General features: G+C 69.5%; 19 protein-coding genes. 9 read left to right on the top strand and 10 right to left on the bottom strand.

Annotated features, from left to right (window positions below):
* Positions 1-107: 107 nt before the first annotated feature.
* From gyrB to IT359_12485, 4 genes are all read right to left on the bottom strand, one after another.
* Positions 108-2,042 carry a DNA topoisomerase (ATP-hydrolyzing) subunit B gene (gene gyrB, locus IT359_12500; protein MCC6929792.1) on the bottom strand — a complete coding sequence of 645 codons (1,935 nt, stop codon included), beginning with the start codon at positions 2,040-2,042 and terminating at the stop codon, positions 108-110.
* Positions 2,043-2,239: 197 nt separating this feature from the next.
* Positions 2,240-2,542, bottom strand: coding sequence for a DUF721 domain-containing protein (locus IT359_12495; GenBank protein MCC6929791.1), 303 nt, complete (start codon positions 2,540-2,542; stop codon positions 2,240-2,242).
* Positions 2,535-3,677 carry a DNA replication and repair protein RecF gene (gene recF, locus IT359_12490; protein MCC6929790.1) on the bottom strand — a complete coding sequence of 381 codons (1,143 nt, stop codon included), beginning with the start codon at positions 3,675-3,677 and terminating at the stop codon, positions 2,535-2,537. Before recF ends, IT359_12495 begins: the two co-directional genes overlap by 8 nt.
* Positions 3,674-4,453 carry an enoyl-CoA hydratase/isomerase family protein gene (locus IT359_12485; GenBank protein MCC6929789.1) on the bottom strand — a complete coding sequence of 260 codons (780 nt, stop codon included), beginning with the start codon at positions 4,451-4,453 and terminating at the stop codon, positions 3,674-3,676. Before IT359_12485 ends, recF begins: the two co-directional genes overlap by 4 nt.
* 138 nt (positions 4,454-4,591) lie before the next feature.
* On the opposite strand from IT359_12485, the gene mtnA reads away from it, so the two are divergent.
* The 5 genes from mtnA to IT359_12460 all read left to right on the top strand — a co-directional run bounded on the left by mtnA (position 4,592) and on the right by IT359_12460 (position 10,193).
* Positions 4,592-5,662, top strand: coding sequence for an S-methyl-5-thioribose-1-phosphate isomerase (mtnA, locus tag IT359_12480; GenBank protein MCC6929788.1), 1,071 nt, complete (start codon positions 4,592-4,594; stop codon positions 5,660-5,662).
* A 66-nt stretch (positions 5,663-5,728) separates the two neighbouring features.
* Positions 5,729-7,198, top strand: a complete 1,470-nt coding sequence (gene glpK, locus IT359_12475; GenBank protein ID MCC6929787.1) for a glycerol kinase GlpK — start codon at positions 5,729-5,731, stop codon at positions 7,196-7,198.
* A gap of 206 nt (positions 7,199-7,404) precedes the next feature.
* Positions 7,405-7,608 (top strand): hypothetical protein, encoded by a 204-nt coding sequence (locus tag IT359_12470; protein MCC6929786.1) that lies wholly within the window; start codon positions 7,405-7,407, stop codon positions 7,606-7,608.
* A gap of 60 nt (positions 7,609-7,668) precedes the next feature.
* Complete coding sequence (locus tag IT359_12465; GenBank protein ID MCC6929785.1) at positions 7,669-9,633, top strand: hypothetical protein; 1,965 nt, start codon at positions 7,669-7,671, stop codon at positions 9,631-9,633.
* Positions 9,630-10,193, top strand: coding sequence for a zinc ribbon domain-containing protein (locus IT359_12460; GenBank protein ID MCC6929784.1), 564 nt, complete (start codon positions 9,630-9,632; stop codon positions 10,191-10,193). Before IT359_12465 ends, IT359_12460 begins: the two co-directional genes overlap by 4 nt.
* 67 nt (positions 10,194-10,260) lie before the next feature.
* Here IT359_12460 and IT359_12455 read toward each other — a convergent pair whose 3' ends face one another.
* From IT359_12455 to IT359_12435, 5 genes are read right to left on the bottom strand one after another with little or no spacing between them, the layout of a single operon-like run.
* Positions 10,261-11,946, bottom strand: coding sequence for a hypothetical protein (locus tag IT359_12455; protein MCC6929783.1), 1,686 nt, complete (start codon positions 11,944-11,946; stop codon positions 10,261-10,263).
* Positions 11,939-12,697, bottom strand: coding sequence for an ABC transporter ATP-binding protein (locus tag IT359_12450; protein ID MCC6929782.1), 759 nt, complete (start codon positions 12,695-12,697; stop codon positions 11,939-11,941). Before IT359_12450 ends, IT359_12455 begins: the two co-directional genes overlap by 8 nt.
* Positions 12,694-14,328 carry a transglutaminase domain-containing protein gene (locus tag IT359_12445; protein ID MCC6929781.1) on the bottom strand — a complete coding sequence of 545 codons (1,635 nt, stop codon included), beginning with the start codon at positions 14,326-14,328 and terminating at the stop codon, positions 12,694-12,696. Before IT359_12445 ends, IT359_12450 begins: the two co-directional genes overlap by 4 nt.
* Entirely contained in the window at positions 14,325-14,837 is a 513-nt protein-coding gene (locus IT359_12440) for a macro domain-containing protein (protein ID MCC6929780.1), read from the bottom strand. Before IT359_12440 ends, IT359_12445 begins: the two co-directional genes overlap by 4 nt.
* A 27-nt stretch (positions 14,838-14,864) precedes the next feature.
* The gene (locus IT359_12435) at positions 14,865-15,203 is read right to left on the bottom strand and encodes a divalent-cation tolerance protein CutA (GenBank protein ID MCC6929779.1); all 339 of its coding nucleotides are present in this window, start codon (positions 15,201-15,203) and stop codon (positions 14,865-14,867) included.
* Between the two features lie 178 nt (positions 15,204-15,381).
* On the opposite strand from IT359_12435, the gene uvrA reads away from it, so the two are divergent.
* Complete coding sequence (gene uvrA, locus IT359_12430) at positions 15,382-18,366, top strand: excinuclease ABC subunit UvrA (GenBank protein ID MCC6929778.1); 2,985 nt, start codon at positions 15,382-15,384, stop codon at positions 18,364-18,366.
* Between the two features lie 118 nt (positions 18,367-18,484).
* On the opposite strand, the gene IT359_12425 is transcribed toward uvrA, so the two are convergent.
* Complete coding sequence (locus IT359_12425) at positions 18,485-19,324, bottom strand: CoA transferase (GenBank protein ID MCC6929777.1); 840 nt, start codon at positions 19,322-19,324, stop codon at positions 18,485-18,487.
* A gap of 172 nt (positions 19,325-19,496) precedes the next feature.
* On the opposite strand from IT359_12425, the gene sdaAB reads away from it, so the two are divergent.
* From sdaAB to IT359_12410, 3 genes are all read left to right on the top strand, one after another.
* Positions 19,497-20,171 (top strand): L-serine ammonia-lyase, iron-sulfur-dependent subunit beta, encoded by a 675-nt coding sequence (gene sdaAB / locus IT359_12420; GenBank protein MCC6929776.1) that lies wholly within the window; start codon positions 19,497-19,499, stop codon positions 20,169-20,171.
* Positions 20,172-20,214: 43 nt separating this feature from the next.
* Positions 20,215-21,099, top strand: a complete 885-nt coding sequence (sdaAA, locus tag IT359_12415; GenBank protein ID MCC6929775.1) for an L-serine ammonia-lyase, iron-sulfur-dependent, subunit alpha — start codon at positions 20,215-20,217, stop codon at positions 21,097-21,099.
* Between the two features lie 93 nt (positions 21,100-21,192).
* The gene (locus tag IT359_12410) at positions 21,193-22,209 is read left to right on the top strand and encodes an alpha/beta fold hydrolase (GenBank protein ID MCC6929774.1); all 1,017 of its coding nucleotides are present in this window, start codon (positions 21,193-21,195) and stop codon (positions 22,207-22,209) included.
* Positions 22,210-22,260 lie beyond the last annotated feature (51 nt).

The following is a 22,260-nucleotide window of genomic DNA, read 5'->3' as shown; positions in this document are numbered from 1 at the left end:
GGCCCAGGAAGTGCCATCGTCAGGCGGCGGCGGGGTCATGCGCATGGGGCGCGCAGCAATCGCCGCGCGCCCCATGGTGATCCACTCCCTTGCCCGCGGGCGTGTGGTCAGATGTCGAGATAGCTCACGAACTTGGCGTTGGCTTCGATGAACGCCTTGCGCGGCTCGACTTCGTCGCCCATCAGCGTCTGGAAGATCTGGTCGGCGAGGACGGCGTCTTCCATCGCCACGCGCATGAGCGTGCGCCGCTCCGGATCCATCGTCGTGTCCCACAGCTGCTCCTTGTTCATCTCACCCAGCCCCTTGTAGCGCTGGATGTTGACCGACGACTTGTCCGGGCCGCCCAGTCGCTCGGAGTAGGTCTCGCGCTCCTTCTCGTCGTAGGCGTAGAACTCCTGCTTTCCCTTGGCGACGCGATAGAGCGGCGGCTGCGCGATGTAGACGAAGCCGGCCTCGATCAGCTCGCGCATCTGGCGGAAGAAGAAGGTGAGGAGGAGGGTGCGGATGTGCGCGCCGTCGACGTCGGCGTCGGTCATGATGATGACCTTGTGGTAGCGCGCCTTCTCCAGCTCGAACTCCTCCTTGATCCCCGTCCCGATGGCAGTGATGATCGTGCGGATTTCCTCGTTGGAGAGGACCTTGTCGATGCGGGCCTTCTCGACGTTGATGATCTTGCCGCGCAGCGGGAGGATTGCCTGGAACTCGCGGTTGCGCCCCTGTTTGGCCGAACCGCCGGCCGAGTCGCCCTCGACGAGGAAGATCTCGCACATGGCGGGATCGGAGAGCGAGCAGTCGGCGAGCTTGCCGGGGAGGGTGCCGACGTCGAGCGCCGACTTCTTGCGCGTGAGGTCGCGCGCCTTGCGTGCCGCCTCGCGCGCCCGCGCCGCCGACACCGCCTTCTCGATGACGATGTTGGCGACGCGCGGGTGTTCCTCGAGGTAGGTGGTGAGCCAGTCGTTGACGACCGTCTTGACCGCCGACTCGGCTTCGCTATTCCCGAGTTTGGTTTTCGTCTGTCCCTCGAACTGCGGCTCGCGCACCTTGACCGACACGACCGCGGTGAGCCCTTCGCGCACGTCGTCGCCGGAGAGGGTGAAGTCCGCCTTCTTGAGGAAGTTCCCCTTCTGGGCGTAGGTGTTGATGGTGCGCGTGAGCGCCGCCTTGAAGCCGGTGAGGTGCGTCCCGCCTTCGTGCGTGTTGATGTTGTTGACGAAGGTGAAGACGTTGTCGCTGTAGCCGTCGTTGTACTGCAGCGCGATCTCGATCCCGATGTCGTCCTTCTCGGTGTCGAGGTAGAGGACCTCGGGATGCAGCGGCTTCTTGCTGCTGTTGAGGAACTTCACCATCTCCTGCAGCCCGCCTTTGGCGAAGAAGGTCTCCGTCTTCGGTTCGTCCTCGCGCTCATCGGAGAGCGTGATGGTCACGCCCTTGTTGAGGAACGAGAGTTCGCGCAGGCGGTTGGCGAGCGTGGCGTAGTCGTAGCGCAGCTCGGTGAAGATCTGGTCGTCGGGCTTGAAGTAGACCCTGGTCCCGGTGTCCTTCTCCCGGACCTTGCCTAACGTCTTGAGCGGGGTGGTGGTCGTTCCCCGCTTGAAGTCCATGTAGTACTCCTTCCCGTCGCGCTTGACCCACACGCGCAGCTGCTCCGACAACGCGTTCACCACCGAGACGCCGACGCCGTGCAGCCCCCCCGACACCTTGTAGGAATCCTTGTCGAACTTGCCGCCGGCGTGCAGCACCGTCATCGCCACCTCGAGCCCCGGCAGCTTCTCCGTCGGGTGCATGTCGACGGGGATCCCGCGCCCGTTGTCGTCGACCGTGATCGAGTCGTCGCGATGAATGGTGACGCTGACCGTGTCGCAGAAGCCGGCCAGCGCCTCGTCGATCGAGTTGTCGACGACCTCGTAGACCAGGTGATGCAGCCCGCGCGATGACGTCGAGCCGATGTACATGCCCGGCCGCTTGCGAACCGCTTCCAGCCCCTTGAGGACCTGGATGTTGCTCGATTCGTACGAATTCCCGTTGGGTGGGGTCTTGGCCATGACTGCCCGTGCTGGAAGAGCGCTGGATGTCCCCGAAGAACCGCCGAAGCTGGGGGACGGCGAGAAGCGGTGAATCTACCCGCTTGAGCGCCCGTTTTCAACCGCCAGCGCCCGCCCTAAACAATTGTTCGATAATGGCTTAGCGGTCGCTCGCGAAGCCCGCCTTCCCCCCACCATGCGCCACGCGCTTTCCCCACCTAACGCATCAGTTGCCAGCGCAGCCGCAGGATGGGCTTGTCCCCCGTGATCCGGTTCACCGAGGCCAGCAGTTCGCGCTCCATCATGCTCAGCTCGGACATCCACGCGTGGTTGCGCACCGCCACGAAGAGCGTGCCGTCGTCCGAGATGGAGAGCGCCCGCGTGACGGCGCCGATTTCCGGTCCCACCAGGTTCTGCCACTCCTCGAGGACCGCCGACTGCTTGATGCGCGACTCCATGCCCGACTTCTTGAGGAAGCGCGAGAGGAGGTCCGCCAGGCGCTCCGCGGCTTCGTCAGGCATGGGCGGGATCTCCAGACATCAGGATTCCATCGCGGATGTCATGGCGCGTGAGCGGGGTGAACTCCGTGGGGACGTCGCTGGCGCGCGGCACGACCAGGATCGTCTGCCCGCCGGTCCCGTCGCGCAGGAGCTGCAAGATCCGGCGCGAACGGTCCACGTCGAGCTCGGCGAATGGGTCGTCGAGGAGGACGAGCGGGGTGCGGCCGGCCAGCGTCTGCAGCGTCTCGCGTTCCAGCAGGCGAAGGGCGATGGCGGCGGTGCGCTGCTGCCCCGCGGAGCCAAAGGTCCGCAGCGCCCGCGCGTCGAGCTTGAGCGCGAGGTCGTCGCGGTGCGGGCCGCTGTGCGTGAGGGTGCGCCGCAGGTCGCTCGCCCGGTCGCGCTCGAACGCCGCCGCCAGCTGCACGCGGACGGCATCCTCGTCGCCGGCGCTGCCGGCGTCGACGTCGAGTGCGGTGTGGTACTGCAGCGTCACCCGCTGCCGCTCGCCGATGGCGTCGCACAGGGCCTCGAGGCGCGGGGCGGCCCACCGCACCCAGCGCACGCGCTCGCACCAGAGCGTGGCGCCCGACTCGGCCAGCGCCGGCTCCCACACCGCGACGCGCTGGGCGCCGTCGCCCCGCTTGACGGCATCACGCAGCGAGGCGTTGCGCCTCACGAGCGCGGCGCGGTAGCGCTGGAGCGCGGCGAGGTAGCGCCGCGACGTGGTGGCCAGCGCGATGTCGAGGAAGCGGCGCCGCTCGGTGGGGGCGCCGGCGACCAGCTCGACGTCGCGTGGGGAGAACATCACCGAGGGAATGGCACCGAACGCGTCGGCCAGGCGACTGCATTCCACACCGTCGAGCGTCACCTTCTTCCGCTTGCCGGCGCGCGCGAAGCCCACGCGCATGTCATCGATCGGGGCGCCGGAAACACGCGCCGCCAGGTGAAACGCCTCGGCGCCGAAGCGCACCAGGTCCACGTCGCGGGCGCCACGCACGGAACGCAGCGTGTGCAGGTAGTGAATCGCCTCCAGGAGATTCGTCTTGCCGTGCCCGTTGGGCCCCACGACAACCATTCCCTGCGCGGGGACGGAGAGCTCGACGCGCGCCAGGTTGCGGAAGTCGCGAACCGAGAGCGCGACCAGCGCGAGCGTCACGCGCCCTTGAACGAGGCGGGGCGCTTCTCGAGGAAGGCGGCCATCCCCTCGGCCATGTCGGCGGTCCCGGAGAGGATCGCGAAGTGGTTGGCTTCGAGATTGAGCCCGTCGTCCTGTGTGGCGTCGTAGCCGCGGTCCACCGCCTCGATGCAGAGGGCGATGGCGAGCGGCGCGTTGGCGAGGATCTGCCGCATCATCGCCTCGGCCGTCGGCATGAGGTCGGCCAGCGGCACGACCTTGTTCACCAGCCCGATGCGCAGCGCCTCGGCGGCGTCGATCATCTCGCCCGTCAGGAGCAACTGCAGCGCCCGCCCGCGTCCCACGAGGCGGGGGAGGCGCTGCGTCCCGCCGTAGCCCGGGGTGATCCCCAGCTTCACCTCGGGCTGCCCGAACTTCGCCACCTCGCTCGCCAGCCGAATGTGGCACGCCATGGCCAGCTCGCACCCGCCGCCGAGTGCAAAGCCGTTGATGGCGGCAATCACCGGTTTGGGGGACCGCTCGAACTTGTCGAAGACCGACTGGCCGTAGGCAGCGCGCGCCTTGCCCTGGATGGGCGATTGCGCGCGCAGCTCGGAGATGTCGGCGCCCGCGACGAAGGCGCGCGCCGCCCCGGTGAGGATTACCCCGCCGATGTCGTCGCGCGTCCGCACTTCCTCGATCGCCCGATCGAGCTCGGCGATCGTGGCGTCGTTGAGGGCATTGAGCTTGTCCGGCCGGTTGACGGTGAGGATCGCGATGCGGTCGGCGACGGACAGCGTCAGGTTCGCGTAAGGCATGAGGCGGGGCGAGGCGAAGGCGCGGTGGCGGGGGACGAGCGTCAATCTACCGCCGCCCGCGATCTCCCGCTGCGCACCCGAGGCGGAACGCGCCCGCGCGCTCCCGCTGTGGGGCAGGTGGGCGTAGCTTAGCTCCGCATGCAGATCATCGAAGCCGTGCGCTGGTCGCCCGATGGCGATGCCGTCCGCATCATCGACCAGCGCCTGTTGCCCAACGAGTACGTCGAGCGCGACATCCGGACGGACCTGGAGGTCTGCGAGGCGATCCGGACGCTCTCGGTGCGCGGGGCGCCCGCCATTGGCGTGTGCGGTGCGATGGGGGTGGTCACGGCGATCCTGCCGCACCGGGACGAGCCAGAGGCCGAGCTTCGTGAGCGACTGCACGTCGTTGCGCACCGCATTCGCGACGCGCGCCCCACGGCGGTGAACCTGATGTGGGGCGTCGACCGCATGCTGCGGAGGGCGGCGGGGGTGAGTGGTGGCAGTGCGGCGCTGGTGGCGGCGCTTCGCGACGAGGCCACGGCGATCCTCGGCGAGGATCGGGAGATGTGCGAGGCCATCGGCGCCTACGGCGAGCCGCTCATCGCCGAGGGGGCGCGCGTGCTCACGCACTGCAATGCGGGGGCGTTGGCGACCGCGGGAATCGGTACGGCGCTGGCACCGATCTACCGTGCGGCGCGCGGTGGGCGGCGCGTGGCGGTCTTCGCGGGCGAGACCAGGCCGCTGTTGCAAGGGTCGCGACTGACCGCCTGGGAGCTCTCGCGCGCCGGCGTCCCCGTGACGGTGATCGCCGACAACATGGCAGGGTCGCTGATGGCGATGGGGGCGATCGATCTGGTGATCGTGGGGGCCGATCGGATCGCCGCCAATGGCGATGTGGCGAACAAGATCGGGACGTATGGCGTGGCGGTGTTGGCGCACCATCACGGGATTCCGTTCTACGTGGCGGCGCCGTCGTCGACGATCGATCCGGCAACCAAGACGGGGCGCGACATCGTGATCGAGCAGCGGGGCCGCGAGGAGGTGATCCTCGGCTTCGGGAAGGCGACGGCGCCGATGGGGGTTTCGGTGTGCAACCCGGCGTTCGACATCACGCCGGCGTCGCTGGTGACGGCGATCGTGACGGATCGCGGGGTGTTGCGCGGTCCGTATCGATTTGGCGGCGAGTGGGCGCTGGCGGGTGGGGCGAGTGGGGGGCCCCCCCCGTAGAACAACATCGCCCCTCGCTCCCGGTGGCACCTCACCATTTCATCTCGCCTCGTACCATTTCCTCGCATGCGACACGTCCTCGCGATCGATCAGGGCACCACGGGCTCCACTTGCCTCGTCGTTCGTCGTGACGGCTCCATTGCCGGACGCGCCTATCGCGAGATCACCCAGCACTACCCGCAACCCGGCTGGGTGGAACACGACGCCGAGGAAATCCTCGAGCGCACACGCGATGCGGCGCGCGAGGCCATCGCGCGCTCGGGTGTCGTGCCCGATGCCATCGGCATCACCAACCAACGCGAGACCATCGTCGTCTGGAGTCGCGCCACCGCTCGCCCAGTTGCCCGCGCCATCGTCTGGCAGGATCGTCGCACCGCCGAGCGCTGCGCCCAGCTCGCCCCGCGCGCGAGCGAGATCGCCCGTCGCACCGGACTCGTGATCGATCCGTACTTCTCCGCCTCCAAGCTCGAATGGCTCCTGCGCGACCCGGCGCTCGCGCGTCGCGCCGCCGACGGCGAGCTGCTGGCGGGGACGATCGACACCTGGCTCATCTGGTCGCTCACCGGCGGCGCGGTGCACGCCACCGATCCCACCAACGCGTCGCGCACCATGCTGTACGATCTCGAGGCTGGCGCGTGGAGCAACGAGCTGTGCGCACTGTTCGGCGTCCCGCGCTCCATGCTCCCCGAGGTGCGTCCGTCGGCCGGGGCGTTTGGGGTGACGGAGCAGGCGCAACTTGGCGCCGCGATTCCCATCATGGGTGTTGCTGGCGACCAGCAGGCAGCGCTTTACGGCCAGGGGTGCTGGCGAGCGGGGGAGGGGAAGAACACCTACGGCACCGGAGCCTTCCTCCTCTTCAACGCGGGGGCAACGCGACCGGCGGGGGGCGGCGGGCTCCTGACGACGATCGCCTGCGACGCCGCTGGCGGCCGCGCGTATGCGCTGGAGGCCTCGATCTTCATTGCCGGCGCCGCCGTGCAATGGCTGCGTGACGGGCTGCAGGTCATCGAGCGAGCCGCCGACTCCGAGGCGCTCGCGCGCTCGCTCACCTCCAACGACGGCGTGTATTTCGTGCCGGCGCTCGTGGGACTGGGTGCGCCGCACTGGTCGCCGGAGGCGCGGGGGACGATCGTCGGCCTCACGCGCGGGACGACGCGGGCCCACCTGGTGCGTGCCGCGCTCGAGGCCATGGCCTATGGCACGGCCGATGTGGTCGACGCGGTGCGCTCGCAGGGCGTCACCCTCGACACGCTGCGCGTGGATGGTGGCGCCACCGCGAACGACTGGCTCATGCAGTTCCAGGCCGACGTGTTGCAGGTGGCGGTGGAGCGCCCGGCCATGATCGAGACGACCGCGTTAGGCGCGGCCGGCCTGGCCGGGATCGCCGCGGCCGTATGGCAGTCGCCGGACGAGTTCCTCGCGTCGCGGCGCTTCACGCGATTCTCCCCCCACTCGGAGAGCGACCTCCGGGGCGCCGCGTACGCCGGCTGGCAGCGTGCGGTCCGCGCCGCGCTGTCCTGGGCCAACGATCGCTAGCAGCGGCGAGCACGAGCAACCAGGCGCCACAGCCGCGCGAGCAACACCTGGCGGCCCCGAGCGTCCTTCGCCATCCGCTGGCCGCGGGCGCTGCATCGCCGCAGCGGCCGGCGACGTGAGCGCCGATGTGGCTGGCGCCGGAGTGGCCAGCGTCGCCATCATGTACCCGTCGCGGAAATGACAGTGTTACGGTCCATGCCCCGTTTATGACAGAAGACGAAGACGTGCCGCGGGAGCAGCGCAAGAACGTCCTGCTCCGCATCCTGATCAACGACATGCTGGAACAGGTGCGGGAGCTGCACCGCCACGCAGGCCCATGGCCCGACGACGAGCGAGCCAAGGCCGAAACCGCCCTCGAGCGCATCATGAATCAGGTGCGACAGGAAGCGGTTCGGCACAAGAATGACTAGGCGCCCACTCGATCGAAGGTCGCCGCCGCGTCGGCCATCAGGTGATGTCTCGATGAGGCCGTGGCGATTGTAGGAACGGCCGCCAGTTGGATCGCTGCGCTGCTGGCCGCGTGCGCGTTCGGGGCAGGGTTCGTGACGACGCCGCCCGGGGATCAGCGCCGGCGGTGGGGGGAACTCGCCCTCCTGGGGAGCGCCGCGGCGGCCGCGATCGCGACGGTGGCCCTGGTCCAGTTGCTCCTGGCGGGGGACGTGACCGTCAGCTACGTGGCCCGTTCGATCACGCGCAATCTCCCGGCCAGCTATCGCGTCGCGGCACTCTGGCAGCTCCCGGCCGGGAGCGTGCTTCCCACCGCGGCGCTGGCGGCGCTTGCCGGCGCACTCGTGTCTTGGTGTGCGCGCACGGCGCTCGGCGTTGCGGCTGTCGGGACCGTCGTGCTGGCGCTGCTTGCCACGTCGCTCGCGGCCCGAGCGTTCGCGACGCTCCCCTGGGTCCCGGGAGACGGTCTCGGACTGGTTCCGGCGTTGCAGCATCCGCTGTCGGTCGCCTCGCGGTTGGCCATCGCGCTCGCCGTCGCCGTGTCGGCCGCCGCAACCGCGCTTGCCGCCGACGACTCCGCGCTCCCCCAGCCGCGCGGCGCACGTGGCGCACGCAACGCGCATGACGCGCGGGTGGAGGAACTGCTGTCAGCATCGGTAGTCGTCCTGCTGGCGTTCGCGATGTGGGGCGGCGCTCGGGGCGTGTACGCCACGGGGGTGGCGCCGACTCCCGCCGCCGTCGATGCCTTCAGCGGCCTCCTCGTCGCGCCGATGGTGGCGGCGGGACTCACGCTCCTCACCTCGGGCGACGGGACCGCGCGATTGGCGTCGTGGCTGGGGACGCTGGGTCTCGTGGCGAACGCGCTGCTCCGTGGTGTGGACGCCGAGGGTGGCGCATGGGCGTTGCAGGGGTTCGCCTGGCTTTCGTTAGGCGCCGCGGCGTCGGGGGCGCTCGCGTCCGCGAGGCGCAACGTGCGCGCCCGCGAGCCGCGCGACGATACGCGGGATCATACCTCGAGGCTCGCGCCTTCTCTCCTGACGGGATCGATCGCCCTCCTGGTCGTCGGCGCCGCCCTCTCGCTCCTCCCGCGTGCCGAGACCGTCGCCACGACGCGCGACCTCAGGCAGTGGGCGCTGATGGCCGGCCTCGTGCTGGCACTCGCGGCGTCCTTCGAGACGCCGTCAGGTGCCACCCTGGCAGCGACTCGACCCCGATGGGCGCGCCGGGGGGCGCTCCTGTTGGCCCTCACGCTCGGCGTGGCGGCTGGCATTGTGATTGGCATGGCGCCCGGCGCGCTTCAGGGCGTGGCGCCCGGTGCGCACCCGACGACTAGCTCACCCACGCTCGGCGCAGCGCTCGCGTCGCCTGGTACCTGGTGGGGCGGCGTGGCGGCGGTTGCTCTCCTGGTCACCGCGAGCGCACTTGCGTCAGCAGCGACCGTGCGCGCACGGGCGATCCGCGCGTCATACGCAGGCGCGATTGCCTGCCTGGCGTTTGCAGCTGCCGGTGAGGCGGCCGCCGTGACAATCGAGCGCACGGTGGCGAGCGGCGGTCGCACCACGGTGGTGCGCCGATTCGGTTCCCCCGTGACGCTCGTGCACCAGGGCGTCTCGCAGTTCGAGGACGAGAATGCACATGTGGCCGCCGTCGCTCTCGAGCCGATGGTCGCTGGGCGCGCGCGAGCGCTCCTCTCGCCGGACCGCCGCGAGTACGTCGACTCGCGCGACGAAATCATCACATCGCCCCTCGCGCGCCCCGCGGTTCTTCGCTTTCCTTTCGAGGAGATTCGCATCGTCGCCGAGGAGTTCGGGACGCTCCAGCAGGTGCGGATGCGCATCACGGTCGTCGTCCTTGCCTCGCTGTGGGGGGGCGCCGTGCTGCTCGTGACCGGCGCACTCCTGGCGCAACTGGCCACCACTGGCGGGACGAGGATGCCTCACGATGCGTCGTCGTTCGCATTCGATCCCAACGTCACCACGATCTCATGAGCATGCTCGTCGCAGGAATCGTCCTCATGGTCGGCGGACTCGCCTTCGCCGTCTATCCCTTCCTTCGCCGGTCCACGGACGACGACGCGCCACCGTCACCGTCGCCGCGGCCCGCGCCACGCGGCACCGCGAAGGGACGCGTGCCTGTCGAGGACGCACTCGCGCTCGAGCGCGAGGAGCTGACGCTCGACCACGCGATGGGAAAGCTGTCCGATGCGGACTACGGCAGGATGCTGGCCGCACTCGACGCGCGCGCGCGTCGCGCCGAGAGCGCCGCCTCCACGCCGCCATCTCCCGCGTCGCCAGCCGCCGAGTCGCCGGCACCGACTGCATCCTCGCCAGCGTCGTCGTCATCGCTCGAGGAAGAAGCCGAGCGTCTGGTGCGCGCGGAACGTGTCAACGCGGTGACCTGTCCCGACTGCGGGCCGCGCCCAGAGCCCGGGGCGCGCTTCTGTTCCAGCTGCGGACGCGCGCTGGGCGGTTGCCCGCGCTGCGGTGCCGCAGTTCGCGCAGGCGCCGCCCGCTACTGCGACCAGTGTGGGGCGCCGCTGCGCTCCTGACGCCAGGCGCCAGCCGCACCCGTCGCGTGCCTAACGCTGAACGCGGGGCGCCGGAGCGACGGAGCGCCTAACGCTCGAGCGCCTCGAGTCGCCGCAGGGCCATGCGCAGCGGGACAAACGTGGCGGCGAGACAGAGAAGCGCGGCGAGGCCGAAGCCGATGATCATCCCGGTCGGGTCCACCGCGTCGGCGGCGCCGTACAGGCGCGCGCTGAGGTAGCCGTACACCGGGCGCGCCTCGAGAAAGATCACGCCGCCAATCACCAGCACCGCCGTCATCATGAACATCAACCCGCCGAACGACGTGGGGATCTGCGCCGCGTTCTCGGTCTCGAAGCGGGGATAGAGCGTCCCGAATCCCACGGCGAGCCCGGCGATGGCAAAGGTCATGAGCGTGATCGATCCCACCGAGACCGCGAACATGAACGGGCTCACCTGCAGCAAGTAGTTGGTCACCGCCACGATCGAGAGGGCAAGGACGAGCAACGGGACCGTCCCCACCCAGAACTTGGACCACAGCAGCTCGTGCATCGACAGCGGCGACGAGCGCAGGAGCCACCACGAGCGCCCCTCGAGGCTCACCCCCGGGAAGAGAAAGCGCGCGGCGATCGAGGCGAGGACGAAGCCGGCCAGCCCCAGGTTGAGGAACGGGATCAGGTTGACGATGAAGAAGGTGATCCCGTCTCCCGTGAGCGGCAGGAACTTGATGTTCACGACGTACACCACCACGAGCACCGCCAGCAGGATCAGCTGCGACCACTGCGTCGTGTCGCGGAAGAAGACGCGCACCTCCTTGAGGATCAGCTCGCGACGGCGCGTTCCCCAGGGGCGGAGCATCTGCGACAGGAGGCTCGGCTTTCCCGTGCTGCGCACCGACTGCTGCGCACTTTCCTGCGCCTTGGTGAAGCCCACGGGGTACAGCGCGCGGTGAAGGAGCGCCCCCAGCACGACGAAGGCCGCTGCCGTCGACCAGAGCAGGTACAACGGCAGGAGGTCCACGTCGCCGGTGAGGAAACCCATCAACGTGCGCTGCATCCACTCGCTGGGGAGCATCGGCGAGGTGGGGCCGCGAAGCACCGATATGAACTCGACCAGCGAACGGAAGCCCTCCGGCCGGGCCAGCTTTTCCGGGCGCATGAGGCGGAACAGCACCACGACCCCTGCGCCGGCAATCACCGTGATCACCGAGAGGATGTCGCGAGTGCGCCTGGCGGGGAAGACGTTGACCAGGAGCAATGTGATGGCGCTGCCAACGACTGATGGCAGGAGGAGGAAGGGGATGAACGCGGCCAAGGCCACCAGCGGGAAGAGCGGCCCACCATCGTACGCCACGCCGTAGGCGGTGAGCATCGGAACCGCGAGCAGGACGACCATCCAGCTCGAGTGAAGCGTCGTCTCCAGCAACTTCGCGGCGTACAGCGTGAGCCAGTCCACCGGCGCCGAGACGAGGAGGTCGAGGTCGCGGGCGAGGAAGAACGACGAGAGCGCCGTGATGATGTTCGACAGGAGGAGAATGGACACGAACGACAGCAGGACGATGCCGAGGAGCTTGCCGGCGAGCAGCGCGCCGATCTCCTCCACCCCCTTGAAGTAGGCCAGCACGCGGTAGAGTGCCCCGAAGGCGAACGCCCAGAAGCCCACCCCGATCAACCCGAGCAGTGCGTACCGGACCCCGCGCCCCTTCTCGGCGGTGGCGGCGCGATTGCGCACCGTCTGCCACTTCGGGGAGAGCACGTGCCACAGCCCGTTAGGCATCCAGCACCTCGACCAACCCGCGGGCGGCATTCTCGCCGGTGAGGCGAAGGAAGATCTCTTCCAGCCCCTCGTCGCCGCGCTCGGCGTTCCGGCGCAGGTCGTCCATGCTCCCGCAGGCGCGAATCTTCCCTTTCTGGATGATCGCGATGCGGTCGCACATCGTCTGCGCCACCTCGAGGGTGTGCGTCGACATCATGATCGTGTGCCCGCGGCGCGTGTACTCGCGAAACAGCTCCTTGAGCGTCTTCGCCGCCTTGGGATCGAGCCCCACCATTGGCTCGTCGACGACGATCACGTCGGGGCGGTGCACGAAGGCGCTGGAGATGATCAGCTTCTGCCGCATCCCATGCGAATACGACTCGACGACTTCGTCGCGCCAGTCCTCCAGGTCGAACAGGGCGAGCAACTCGCGGGCGCGGTGCTCGACACTCGAGCCCTCCTCGCGATACAGCCCGGCGACGAATCGCAGGAACTCCATCCCCGTCAGCTTCTCATAGATGAAGGGGCGGTCGGGGATGAAGCCGAGCTTGGCCTTGGCCGCCATGGGATCGGCGCCGATGTCCAGCCCGGCGATGCGCACCGTTCCCGCCGTGGGACGCAGGATGCCGGCAATCATGCGCAGCGTCGTCGTCTTCCCCGCGCCGTTAGGGCCCAGGAAGCCGAACAGCTCCCCCTTGGGGACAGAAAGGTCGATGGCGTCGACGGCCGTGAAGGAGCCGTACTTCTTGGTGAGCGAGGAGATCTCGATCATCGAGGGGAGGCGCCTGGCGCCTGACGAGTCAATGGAGAGGCAGCGCGGCGCGCGCGCGGCGTCGTCGCATCGCCGGCTGCAACGCCGACGACGCTGAGGTCGAGGCGGCCGGTGACACGCGACAGCTCCGCCTGCGCGCCGAGTCCGCCGGTGAGGAGGCGCAGGTGCGTGGCGTCGGTCGGGAACTGCCCCAGCGTGGGGTCAACCCCAACCCAGCGTTGCAGCATCACCTCGGCCCATGCGTGGTAGTAGAACTGACCGTCGATGGCCACCACGCCGCTCACCGTGCGCGCCGGGATCCCCGCCGCCCGCGCGAGGGCGACGAACAGCTGCGCGTGCTCGTTGCTGTCGCCGCGGCGCGAGCGCAGCGTGGCCACTGCGCTGGGGAGGGTGACGGACGCCTCCTTTGCCAGCGAGTCGTGGACCCACGTCATGAGGCGGCGCGTCACCACGTCGGCCATGGACTCGCGCATGCGCAGCCGCTTGGCCAGCGCCACGACTGCCGGGTGCTCGACTTCCAGCAACGGCTCCGTGCGCAGGTCGCGCGCGTAACGCGCACGCGTCGCTGCGTCAGGCGGGAGCGAGAACGCGGGGCGCAGCTCGCTCGCGCCGTCGCGCACGATCGTGACCGTGTCGCCCGTCACCAGCTGCCCCCCGCCGTCAATCGAGAGGCGGGAAAGATCGATCCCGCGAACGCGCACGCGGAGCGTGTCGCGCGGCGCCCAGGCGCCAAGCACGCCCGCCGAGATGGCGCTCGCGCTCCAGCGGTCCTCGTGGGGCGGCGCGGCACCGCTCCTTCTGGCCCGGAGCGGGCTTGCGGTGCGCCAGTTCTCGAAGGCGACCTCATAGGCCGTGCGGCGCATCGACAGGCCAGCCGGTGCGCGCACGGTGATCATGCGCCCCAACTCGTCCACCCAACTGTCGAATGCCGCACCGTCGGCCGACGTCAGATGAAAGCCGCGCACCGTGTCGGCATGCGCGCCTAGCCAGCGGCGCGAGTTGGGATCGAACGCCGCGCTGTCCACGAGGACAAAGAGCGACTCGGCGCGGATGCTCACGGGGAGCGCGCGCGTTGCCATCGTGGTTGGGTCGAACGTGTCGATCGTGTAGGTGCGCCCGACTCTGGGAGGCTCGCCAAGTGCAACGGCGAGCGGGATGAGCGTGGGGAGGAGGAGCGGACCGGTGAGGCGCACGCGATTGGTGTCGGCCACGGCTCCCGCCGCCTGCACCACGTACTCGAGCAGCGAGTCGCCGACCGTGCGCCCGGTTGCCCGCACGGATTGCGAGTCGCCGCTGAAGGTGATGGTGAATGAGCGCAACGCGAGAGCGCGCGACAGCTTCACGACCGACTGCGCGGTCACGCGCTGCAGCGCCCCGCCCAGGGCCACGTCGCCCACCAGGTAGTCCGTCACCTGCAACCCGCCGGGAATCGTGTCGATCGTGTTCGAGGCGAAGCCGACGTGACGTCCCGCTCGCTCCACCGCGAAGTACGTCGCCCCCGGTGCAACACGCGACGCCGCCTCGGCGAGCTTCTCGCGCGGCGACCGCGACGACTCGCGCTGCACAAAGGCGGCAATGCCGGCCCCCCACGCCGCGAGCACCCCGATGGCCAGCACCCCGCGAGCGTTCATCGCTCACTCCAGAAGCGCGCGACGGCGCCGCGAAAGGCCTCCAGCTCGAGGTCGTTCTCCACGATGATGGTGACGCCCTCGGGTGCCTTGCGTGACTCGGCCTGCGCACGGATGGCCGCCACCATCGTCTGCGCCGCATCCTCCACGTCGAGGTTCCCCGCGCCCAGCCCGAACGGCGCCATGGCCAGGTGCGCCACGCCGAAGTCGTGCGCGCGCTGCAGCGCGCTGGTGGTGGCGCGCCGCACGCCGTCGCGCGAGACGCGCTCCGTCTCGGTCGACACCACGGCGTGAATCATCAGGCCGGCGTGCACGGCCCCGGCCGGCGTGACCACGGCCGAGCCCACGTCCAGCGGCTCGTGGATATGCAGCTGACGGAGCAACCCCTCGCCCGCCGCCTGCTCCAGGCGGCGCATGACCGGTGTCATGGCCCGCAACTCGGCGTTGACAGGACGGGCGACGGCGTCGGCGGCCACGAAGGCCAGGTCATCGATGGTGACGGCGATCTGCATGCGAGATATGGAGCGTGGCGCCCAGCGCTACTGCAACAGCGCCATCGACGTCTCGTCGTTGATCCAGTTGACGTACTTCTCCAGCCCCCACTGCACCTCCAGCGCGAGCAGCTCCGGGACCTTGTACGGGTGCAGCTCGGCGAACGCCTTCTCGATGGCGTGCAGCACGGCCGAGCGCGTCTTCATCAGGATCACCGTCTCCTGCTCGTCGGCGACCTTTCCTTCCCAGCGATAGAGCGAACGCGCCGCGGGAAGGAGCGTGCCGCAGGCGATGAGCCGGCGTTCCAGGAGAGCGCGAACGAGCGCCGCCCCCTCCTCGGACGAGGCAACGGTGGTGAGCACGACGACGGCGTCGGTGTGCGGCATGGACTCGGTTGGTGCGGGAGCGCGCAGGACGGAGAGCGACGCCCCCCGTCAGGGACAGCGGAGAGCTAGCCAACGTCACGCGAACTGCGCCAGTTGAGCCTACGCGCCGGGCGACGGCTCGGGGGGTGCGCCGGCCAGCTTGCTCTCCGGTCGTTCTTCGGCCTATCTTCGGGAACCTATGGCCCCCTCCCCGGCATCGACACGCGCCGCCGCCGCCCGCGCCGCCGCCCGCGCCGCATCTCGCGCGACCGGCACCGCCGCCGTGGCGAGCGAGTCGCTGATCGTACGCGGCGCCCGCGAGCACAATCTCCAGAACGTCGACGTCACCATCCCGCGCGACAAGCTGACCGTCATCACGGGGCTGTCGGGCTCCGGCAAGTCGTCGCTTGCCTTCGACACCATCTACGCCGAGGGGCAGCGCCGGTACGTCGAGTCGCTCTCGGCGTACGCGCGCCAGTTTCTCGGGCTGATGGAGAAGCCCGACGTCGACACCATCGAGGGGCTCTCACCGGCCATCTCGATCGAGCAGAAGACCGCCGGGCACAACCCGCGTTCCACCGTCGGCACCGTCACCGAGATCTACGACTACCTGCGCCTGCTCTACGCGCGCGCCGGCACGCCGCATTGCCCCAACTGCGGCCGCGCCGTACAACGGCAGACGGCCACCCAGATTACCGACGCGATCCTGGCCTGGCCGGAGGGGACGCGTCTCGAGATCCTGGCCCCGCTGGTGCGCGGTCGCAAAGGGGAGTTCCGCGACCTGTTCGAGGCGGCGCGCAAGCAGGGCTTCATCCGGGCCATGGTCGACGGTGCGCTGATCGAGCTTGCGTCGCCGCCCAAGCTCAATCGACGGCAGAATCACGACGTCTCGATCGTGGTCGACCGCCTGGTGGTGCGCGCCGACGATCGTGGGCGCCTCAACGACTCGGTGGAGACTGCGCTCAAGCTTGCCGAAGGGCTGGTCGAGGTCGTGCGGCACGGGAGCGAGAAGTCGAGCCATCTGTTCTCGGAACGCTACGGGTGCCCGGACTGCGGCATCTCGATGCCGGAGATGGAACCGCGCCACTTCTCCTTCAATTCCCCGTTTGGCGCCTGTCCTGCATGCGGCGGTTTGGGGACGCGACGCGAAGTGAGCGAGGAGCTCATTGTCGGCGACCCCTCGCTGACGATCCTCGAGGGGGTCATCCTTCCCTGGGGTGAACCCGACGGCTACCTGCGCCGCGTCATCCTCCCCGGCCTTGCCAGGTCGCTCGGCTTCGAGCTCAACGTCCCGTGGGCGAGGATCCCCGAGAAGGTCCGGCGCACCCTCCTGCACGGCAGCGCGCCCGGGACGGGAGTTGCGGCTGACGACGACGGGAGTGCGGGACCGAGGAAGCGCGCGACGGCCAGGGCCTCTGCGAAGAAGACCGCCATCTCGCGTCCCCCGTCCCCCGTCTCGTGGGAAGGGATCATCGCCAACATCTCGCGCCGGTACCAGGAGACCGACTCGGACAGCATTCGCCAGGAGCTGGACGGTTTCATGGTGATTCGCCCGTGCGCGGCGTGTGGCGGGCGACGGCTCAAGCCGGAGTCGCTGGCGGTGACCGTCGATGGGCGCAACCTGGGCGAGGTCGTCGACGACTCGATCGGCGAGGCGCGCCGCTTCTTCGACGAGATCCCCGTCAGGAACAACGGGCGCCCCGGGCTCGACCCGGAGATCGCCGGCCCGATCCTCAAGGAGGTGCGCGAACGGTTGCGCTTCCTCGACGACGTGGGGCTGGACTACCTCACGTTAGGCCGCTCCGCCGAGTCGCTCTCCGGGGGCGAGGCGCAACGCATTCGGCTGGCGACCCAGATCGGCTCGCGCCTGGTGGGCGTCCTCTACATCCTCGACGAGCCCTCCATCGGGCTGCACCAGCGCGACAACGAGCGGCTGCTGGGGACGCTCAAGCAGCTGCGCGACCTGGGCAACACCGTCATCGTGGTGGAGCACGATGAGGACACGATCCGCGAGGCCGACTACGTCATCGACCTCGGCCCGGGGGCGGGGAAGCACGGCGGGCGCGTGGTGGCGGCCGGCACCGTGGATGACGTCACCAGGGTCGCCGAGTCGCTCACAGGGCGCTACCTCAAGGACGAGCTGCGCATCGAGATCCCCAAGGCGCGGCGTCCGGCCGATCCGGGGCGCAGCATTCGCGTGGTAGGGGCCAGGGAGCACAACCTGCGCGACCTCACCGTCGACTTCCCGTTAGGCACCTTCATCGCCGTCACCGGCGTGTCGGGCTCGGGAAAGTCGACGCTGGTGGAGGACATCCTGCACCGCTCGCTGGCGCGCCACTTCTACCGGGCGCGCGTGATTGCCGGCGAGCACTCGCGCATCACGGGGCTCGAGCACGTCGACAAGGTCATCGACATCGACCAGTCGCCCATTGGGCGCACCCCACGCTCCAACCCGGCGACCTACACCGGCGTCTTTACCCCGGTGCGCGAGCTGTTCGCCGAGATGCCGGAAGCCAAGATCCGCGGCTACGGGCCCGGGCGATTCTCGTTCAACGTGAAGGGGGGGCGCTGCGAGGCGTGCCAGGGCGACGGCCTCGTGAAAATCGAGATGCACTTCCTCCCCGACGTCTATGTGCCGTGCGACGTGTGCAAGGGGAAGCGCTACAACCGCGAGACGCTCGAGGTCCGCTTCCGCGGCCTCAACATCGCGGAAGTGCTCGACCTCACCGTCGAGGACTCGCTCGCCTTCTTCGAGCACCAGCCGCGCATCCACCAGAAGCTGCAGACGCTCAACGACGTCGGGCTCGGCTACATCCACCTGGGGCAGAGCGCGACGACGCTCTCCGGCGGCGAGGCACAGCGCGTGAAGCTCGCCACCGAGCTGTCCAAGCGCGACACGGGCCGCACGCTGTACATCCTCGATGAACCGACCACCGGTCTCCACTTCGAGGACGTGCGCCTCCTCCTCGACGTCCTGCATCGCCTCGTGGATCGCGGCAACACCGTCCTCGTCATCGAGCACAACCTCGACGTCATCAAGACGGCCGACTGGATCGTCGACCTGGGTCCCGAGGGAGGGAACAAGGGGGGAACGATCGTCGCCACCGGGACGCCGGAACAGGTCGTGAAGGTCAAGGAGAGCTACACGGGCCAGTTTCTCCGCAAGGCGCTGAAGAGTCGTTAGGCTCAGGCAACGACGGCGTGCAGGGGCGCTCGCGGCGCGCAGGGGCACCTTGCGGCGCGCGGAGGCACCTGACGGCGCGCGCCGCCGCGGCCGCCGCCTCCGCAATGGCCGCGGCTCGTCAGGCGGTCACGGCGGCGATGGGGAAGTCGTGCGCGGCGCCGAGCGCGAGGAGGTCTCTCACCGTTCGCTGCCGAACACTGAAGGAGATCGCGGCGGGATCGGGCTCCGCCAGCGCGAGCGCGGCGACGAACCGTTGAAGGAAGTGGGGCTCCAGCGCCGCCACCGCCACCACTCCGTCCGCAGCGCGATAGAAGGCGTATCCCGGATGCCCCCCGCCCAACACGCCCCCCGCGCGCGTGAGCCCGTGCACCAGCGGCGCCGACAGCGCGTGCGCCGCGTCGGCCAGCGACACCTCCTGCCACCCCCCAACCCCCGTGCGGCCGCGACGAATGATCAGCGCCAGCGCCGCGGCTACCGCCTGATCCGCCGCGGCAAGGTCGGAGAAGAGCGAGCGCGGGAGTGCGCTACCGTCCAGCACTCCTGCCTCCACCAGGTAGGTGAGGTCGTGGCCGGGACGCTCCTGATCGGGAGAGGGGTGCCCAATGATCGAGACGACGCACAGGCGCGGGTATCTGGCCAGCAGCGCCTCGCGGTGCAGCCCCATCCGCGGCAGCGCCGACGGGCGGTTGGAAACGATCAGGATATCCGCGTCGCCGAGCGTGTCGGCGAGCGCGTTCCTTCCTTCGTCGGTGCGAAGGTCGAGGGTGATCACCCGCTGCCGGGCGGTGAGTTGGCGGTACCACTCCGGGGCGCCCCCCTGCAGGAAGTCACCGCTGGGCGGTTCGACCTTCGTCACGTGCGCCCCCATGTCGGCAAGGCGCGCAGCCGCGACCGGGCCGGGAACATTGACGGCGAGCGAGACGACGCGGAGGCCGGCGAGCGGAAGGTCGAGGGACACGCGAGTGTGGTCCTGATACGTTTGGTGACGGAAGTTGCGACGGCGATCGCGTCGTCGCCACGCTGGCATCGGTGACCGCCAGCGGTGAGATTCTCGTCTCGTTCCCAATGCTCGGCGCCTCCCGCGTGGGAGAGGGCGCCGGCTCGCCCTCGCGCCTCACGACTCGCCTGCCGTGGTCTCCCTTCTCGACATCATCGGCCCCGTCATGGTGGGGCCCAGTTCCAGCCATACCGCGGGCGCCTGCCGTCTCGGGCTGCTCGCCCGCGGGCTGGTGGGCGGGACGCCGCAAACGGCGCTCGTCGAGCTGCACGGGTCGTTTGCCCGCACCGGTGAAGGGCACGGCACCGACAAGGCGATCGTGGGCGGGTTGATGGGCTTTCGTCCCGACGACGAGCGCCTGCGCAACGCGCTGGACATCATGGAACGCGAGGGGCTGGCCTACACCTTCGAGAAGACCAAGCTGGGCGAGGAGGGGGAGACGCACCCCAACACGGTGCGCATCACCCTCGAGCGGGGCGACCGCCGCGCCGTGATGGTGGGGTCGTCGTTAGGCGCTGGACGCATCCTCGTCTCGGAAATCGACGGCTTCCCGGTCGAGGTGCACGGGAACTACCACACCATCGTCCTCGTCGCCGAGGACATCAAGGGCTCCATTGCCCGCATTGCGTCGCTCCTTGCCGACGACGGCGTCAACATCGCCACGTTGCGCCTGACGAGAAAGGCACGCGGCGGCGACGCCTTCATGGTCATCGAGGTCGACGAGGAACCCGGCCCCGACGTCCGCGACCACATCCGCACCCTCCCTTGGGTCAGCTGGGCCTACCGCCTCGACAAGGTCGGCGCGTGATGCCGTCTCTCGTCTTCTCGATTTCTCGTCTTCTCGTCCTCTGATGTACAAGTCCCTCGCCGACGCCATTCGCGACGCCGAACAGCACGGCTCCACCCTCGCCCACGTTGCCCTCGCCGCCGAGGCGCGCGACCAGGGGCGAAGCGTCGCCGACATCCGCGAGGCGCTGTCGCGCGCCCTCGCCATCATGCGCGGCGCTGTGTCCCAGGGGCTCACCGGTGACCTCCGGAGCGCGTCGGGGCTCGTTGGCGGCGACGCCGCCAAGCTGCGCCAAGGGCCGGCAGGGCCGCTCGCCGGCACGCCGTTCCGCGACGTCCTCGCGCGAGCGCTCGCCGTGCAGGAAGTCAACGCCGCCATGGGAGTGATCGTCGCCGCGCCTACCGCCGGCGGCGCGGGCGTCCTTCCCGCCGTCCTCCTCGGCCTCGCCGACGCCAAGCACATTGGCGACGAGGCGCTCGTCGATGCGCTGGCAACCGCTGGACTCATCGGGGCCATCGTGGCCGAGCGTGCGTCGCTCTCCGGCGCCGAGGGTGGATGCCAGGCCGAGACCGGCGCCGCCGCCGGCATGGCGGCCGGCGCCGCCACCGAGATGCTCGGCGGGACACCATCGCAGGCGGGACACGCCGTCGCCCTCGCCCAGCAGGGGACGCTTGGACTGGTCTGTGACCCGTTAGGCGGATTGGTCGAACTGCCGTGCGTCTTCCGCAATGCGACCGGGGCGGCGATCGCCCTCGCGGCCATCGAGATGGCGCTGGCGGGGATCACCTTCGCCATCCCGGCCGACGAAGTCATCGATACCATGGGCGAGATTGGCCGCAGCATGGATGTTCGCTACCGCGAGACGGCCGGAGGCGGGCTGGCGGCAACGCCCACCGGGCGACGCCTCGCCCGCGAACGTCTCGTGCAGATCAAGCGTCGCGACGACTGAGCTGCACTGAGCCCAGCCGAGCTGCACTGAAGTGTCCAACGACCGGTAGCGCCGGCGCGCCCTCGCGCCATCATTCTCGACCCCCGATCGCCGATGCGCACCCTGTTCCGAATCGTCGTCACGCTCCTCAAGTGGGGCGCGATCTGCCTGGTGCTCTTCCTCGTTGGTGTCGCCGTGTACGCCCGCGTGCTGCACCGGCGCGATGATGCACGATGGAAGGCGCCGGGACGGCTGGTCGAGGTCGAACCCGGCCGCATGATGCACCTCTACTGCACCGGTGCAGGGACGCCGACCGTGGTGCTCGAGGCGGGGCTCGGCGACTTCGGCCTGTCGTCCTGGCGCTATGTGCAGCCGCAACTCTCCGAGCTGTCGCGCACCTGTTCCTACGATCGCGCCGGGACGGGGTGGAGCGACCCGCCGCGCGTTACGCCGATGCCCACCGCGATGATCAACGACTTGCACACGCTCCTGGCCAAGTCCGGCGAACCGGGTCCGTATGTGATCGTCGGCCACTCGCTGGGCGGGCCGCTGGCGCGCCACTACGCGGTACGCTACCCCACGGAGGTGGCGGGGCTCGTCCTCGTCGACGGCTCGCACGAGGACCAGATCACTCGCATGAAAGGAATGCCCGCGTGGTCGCAGTGGATCATCAAGGTGATTCCCGCGCTCCATTACTCGGGCATCGATCGCGTGGCACAGCGCACCACCGCCGACACCCTCGACGCCGTCTCGATTGCACGCGAAACCACCGACCAGGCGATGCACAACACCGCCCAAATCGGGGCCATGCTCCCGCAATGGTTCGCCGAGGTGGGGCGCGATGCCAAGCCGTTCGGCGACCTCCCGATCACCGCGCTCACGGCGGGAAAGATGTCGGTCCCCGGTGTCACCCCCGAAGTGGCCAAGTCGCTGCACGACGAATGGGTCGCGATGCACAAGGAGATCGTGTCGCGCACCTCCCGCGGGCGTTGGATCCTGGCGGAGCAGAGCACGCACTACATCCAGAAAGACCAGCCCGACCTCGTGATTCAGGCGGTTCGCGACATGCTGGATACCGTGCGCGCGACGCCCGCGCGCTCGGGCGCTGCAGCTGGCGCGCTCCGGCAGTAGGGCTCGGCCGGGGGAGCGCCGTATCCGACGCGCAGGCCCCCCTGTATCTTG

This window comes from Gemmatimonadaceae bacterium, from assembly GCA_020852815.1.
GTDB lineage: Bacteria > Gemmatimonadota > Gemmatimonadetes > Gemmatimonadales > Gemmatimonadaceae > SCN-70-22.
The sequence above is the reverse complement of the archived record's forward strand: the minus strand, read 5'-3'. Positions and strand labels throughout refer to the sequence as shown.

Bases quoted from the DNA above. Each gene is read 5' to 3' on its own strand.
- gyrB (MCC6929792.1), bottom strand. From the start codon at position 2,042: ATGGCCAAGACCCCACCCAACGGGAATTCGTACGAATCGAGCAACATC.
- IT359_12495 (MCC6929791.1), bottom strand. From the start codon at position 2,542: ATGCCTGACGAAGCCGCGGAGCGCCTGGCGGACCTCCTCTCGCGCTTC.
- IT359_12485 (MCC6929789.1), bottom strand. From the start codon at position 4,453: ATGCCTTACGCGAACCTGACGCTGTCCGTCGCCGACCGCATCGCGATC.
- mtnA (MCC6929788.1), top strand. From the start codon at position 4,592: ATGCAGATCATCGAAGCCGTGCGCTGGTCGCCCGATGGCGATGCCGTC.
- glpK (MCC6929787.1), top strand. From the start codon at position 5,729: ATGCGACACGTCCTCGCGATCGATCAGGGCACCACGGGCTCCACTTGC.
- IT359_12470 (MCC6929786.1), top strand. From the start codon at position 7,405: ATGACAGAAGACGAAGACGTGCCGCGGGAGCAGCGCAAGAACGTCCTG.
- IT359_12460 (MCC6929784.1), top strand. From the start codon at position 9,630: ATGAGCATGCTCGTCGCAGGAATCGTCCTCATGGTCGGCGGACTCGCC.
- IT359_12455 (MCC6929783.1), bottom strand. From the start codon at position 11,946: ATGCCTAACGGGCTGTGGCACGTGCTCTCCCCGAAGTGGCAGACGGTG.
- IT359_12450 (MCC6929782.1), bottom strand. From the start codon at position 12,697: ATGATCGAGATCTCCTCGCTCACCAAGAAGTACGGCTCCTTCACGGCC.
- IT359_12445 (MCC6929781.1), bottom strand. From the start codon at position 14,328: ATGAACGCTCGCGGGGTGCTGGCCATCGGGGTGCTCGCGGCGTGGGGG.
- IT359_12440 (MCC6929780.1), bottom strand. From the start codon at position 14,837: ATGCAGATCGCCGTCACCATCGATGACCTGGCCTTCGTGGCCGCCGAC.
- IT359_12435 (MCC6929779.1), bottom strand. From the start codon at position 15,203: ATGCCGCACACCGACGCCGTCGTCGTGCTCACCACCGTTGCCTCGTCC.
- uvrA (MCC6929778.1), top strand. From the start codon at position 15,382: ATGGCCCCCTCCCCGGCATCGACACGCGCCGCCGCCGCCCGCGCCGCC.
- sdaAA (MCC6929775.1), top strand. From the start codon at position 20,215: ATGTACAAGTCCCTCGCCGACGCCATTCGCGACGCCGAACAGCACGGC.
- IT359_12410 (MCC6929774.1), top strand. From the start codon at position 21,193: ATGCGCACCCTGTTCCGAATCGTCGTCACGCTCCTCAAGTGGGGCGCG.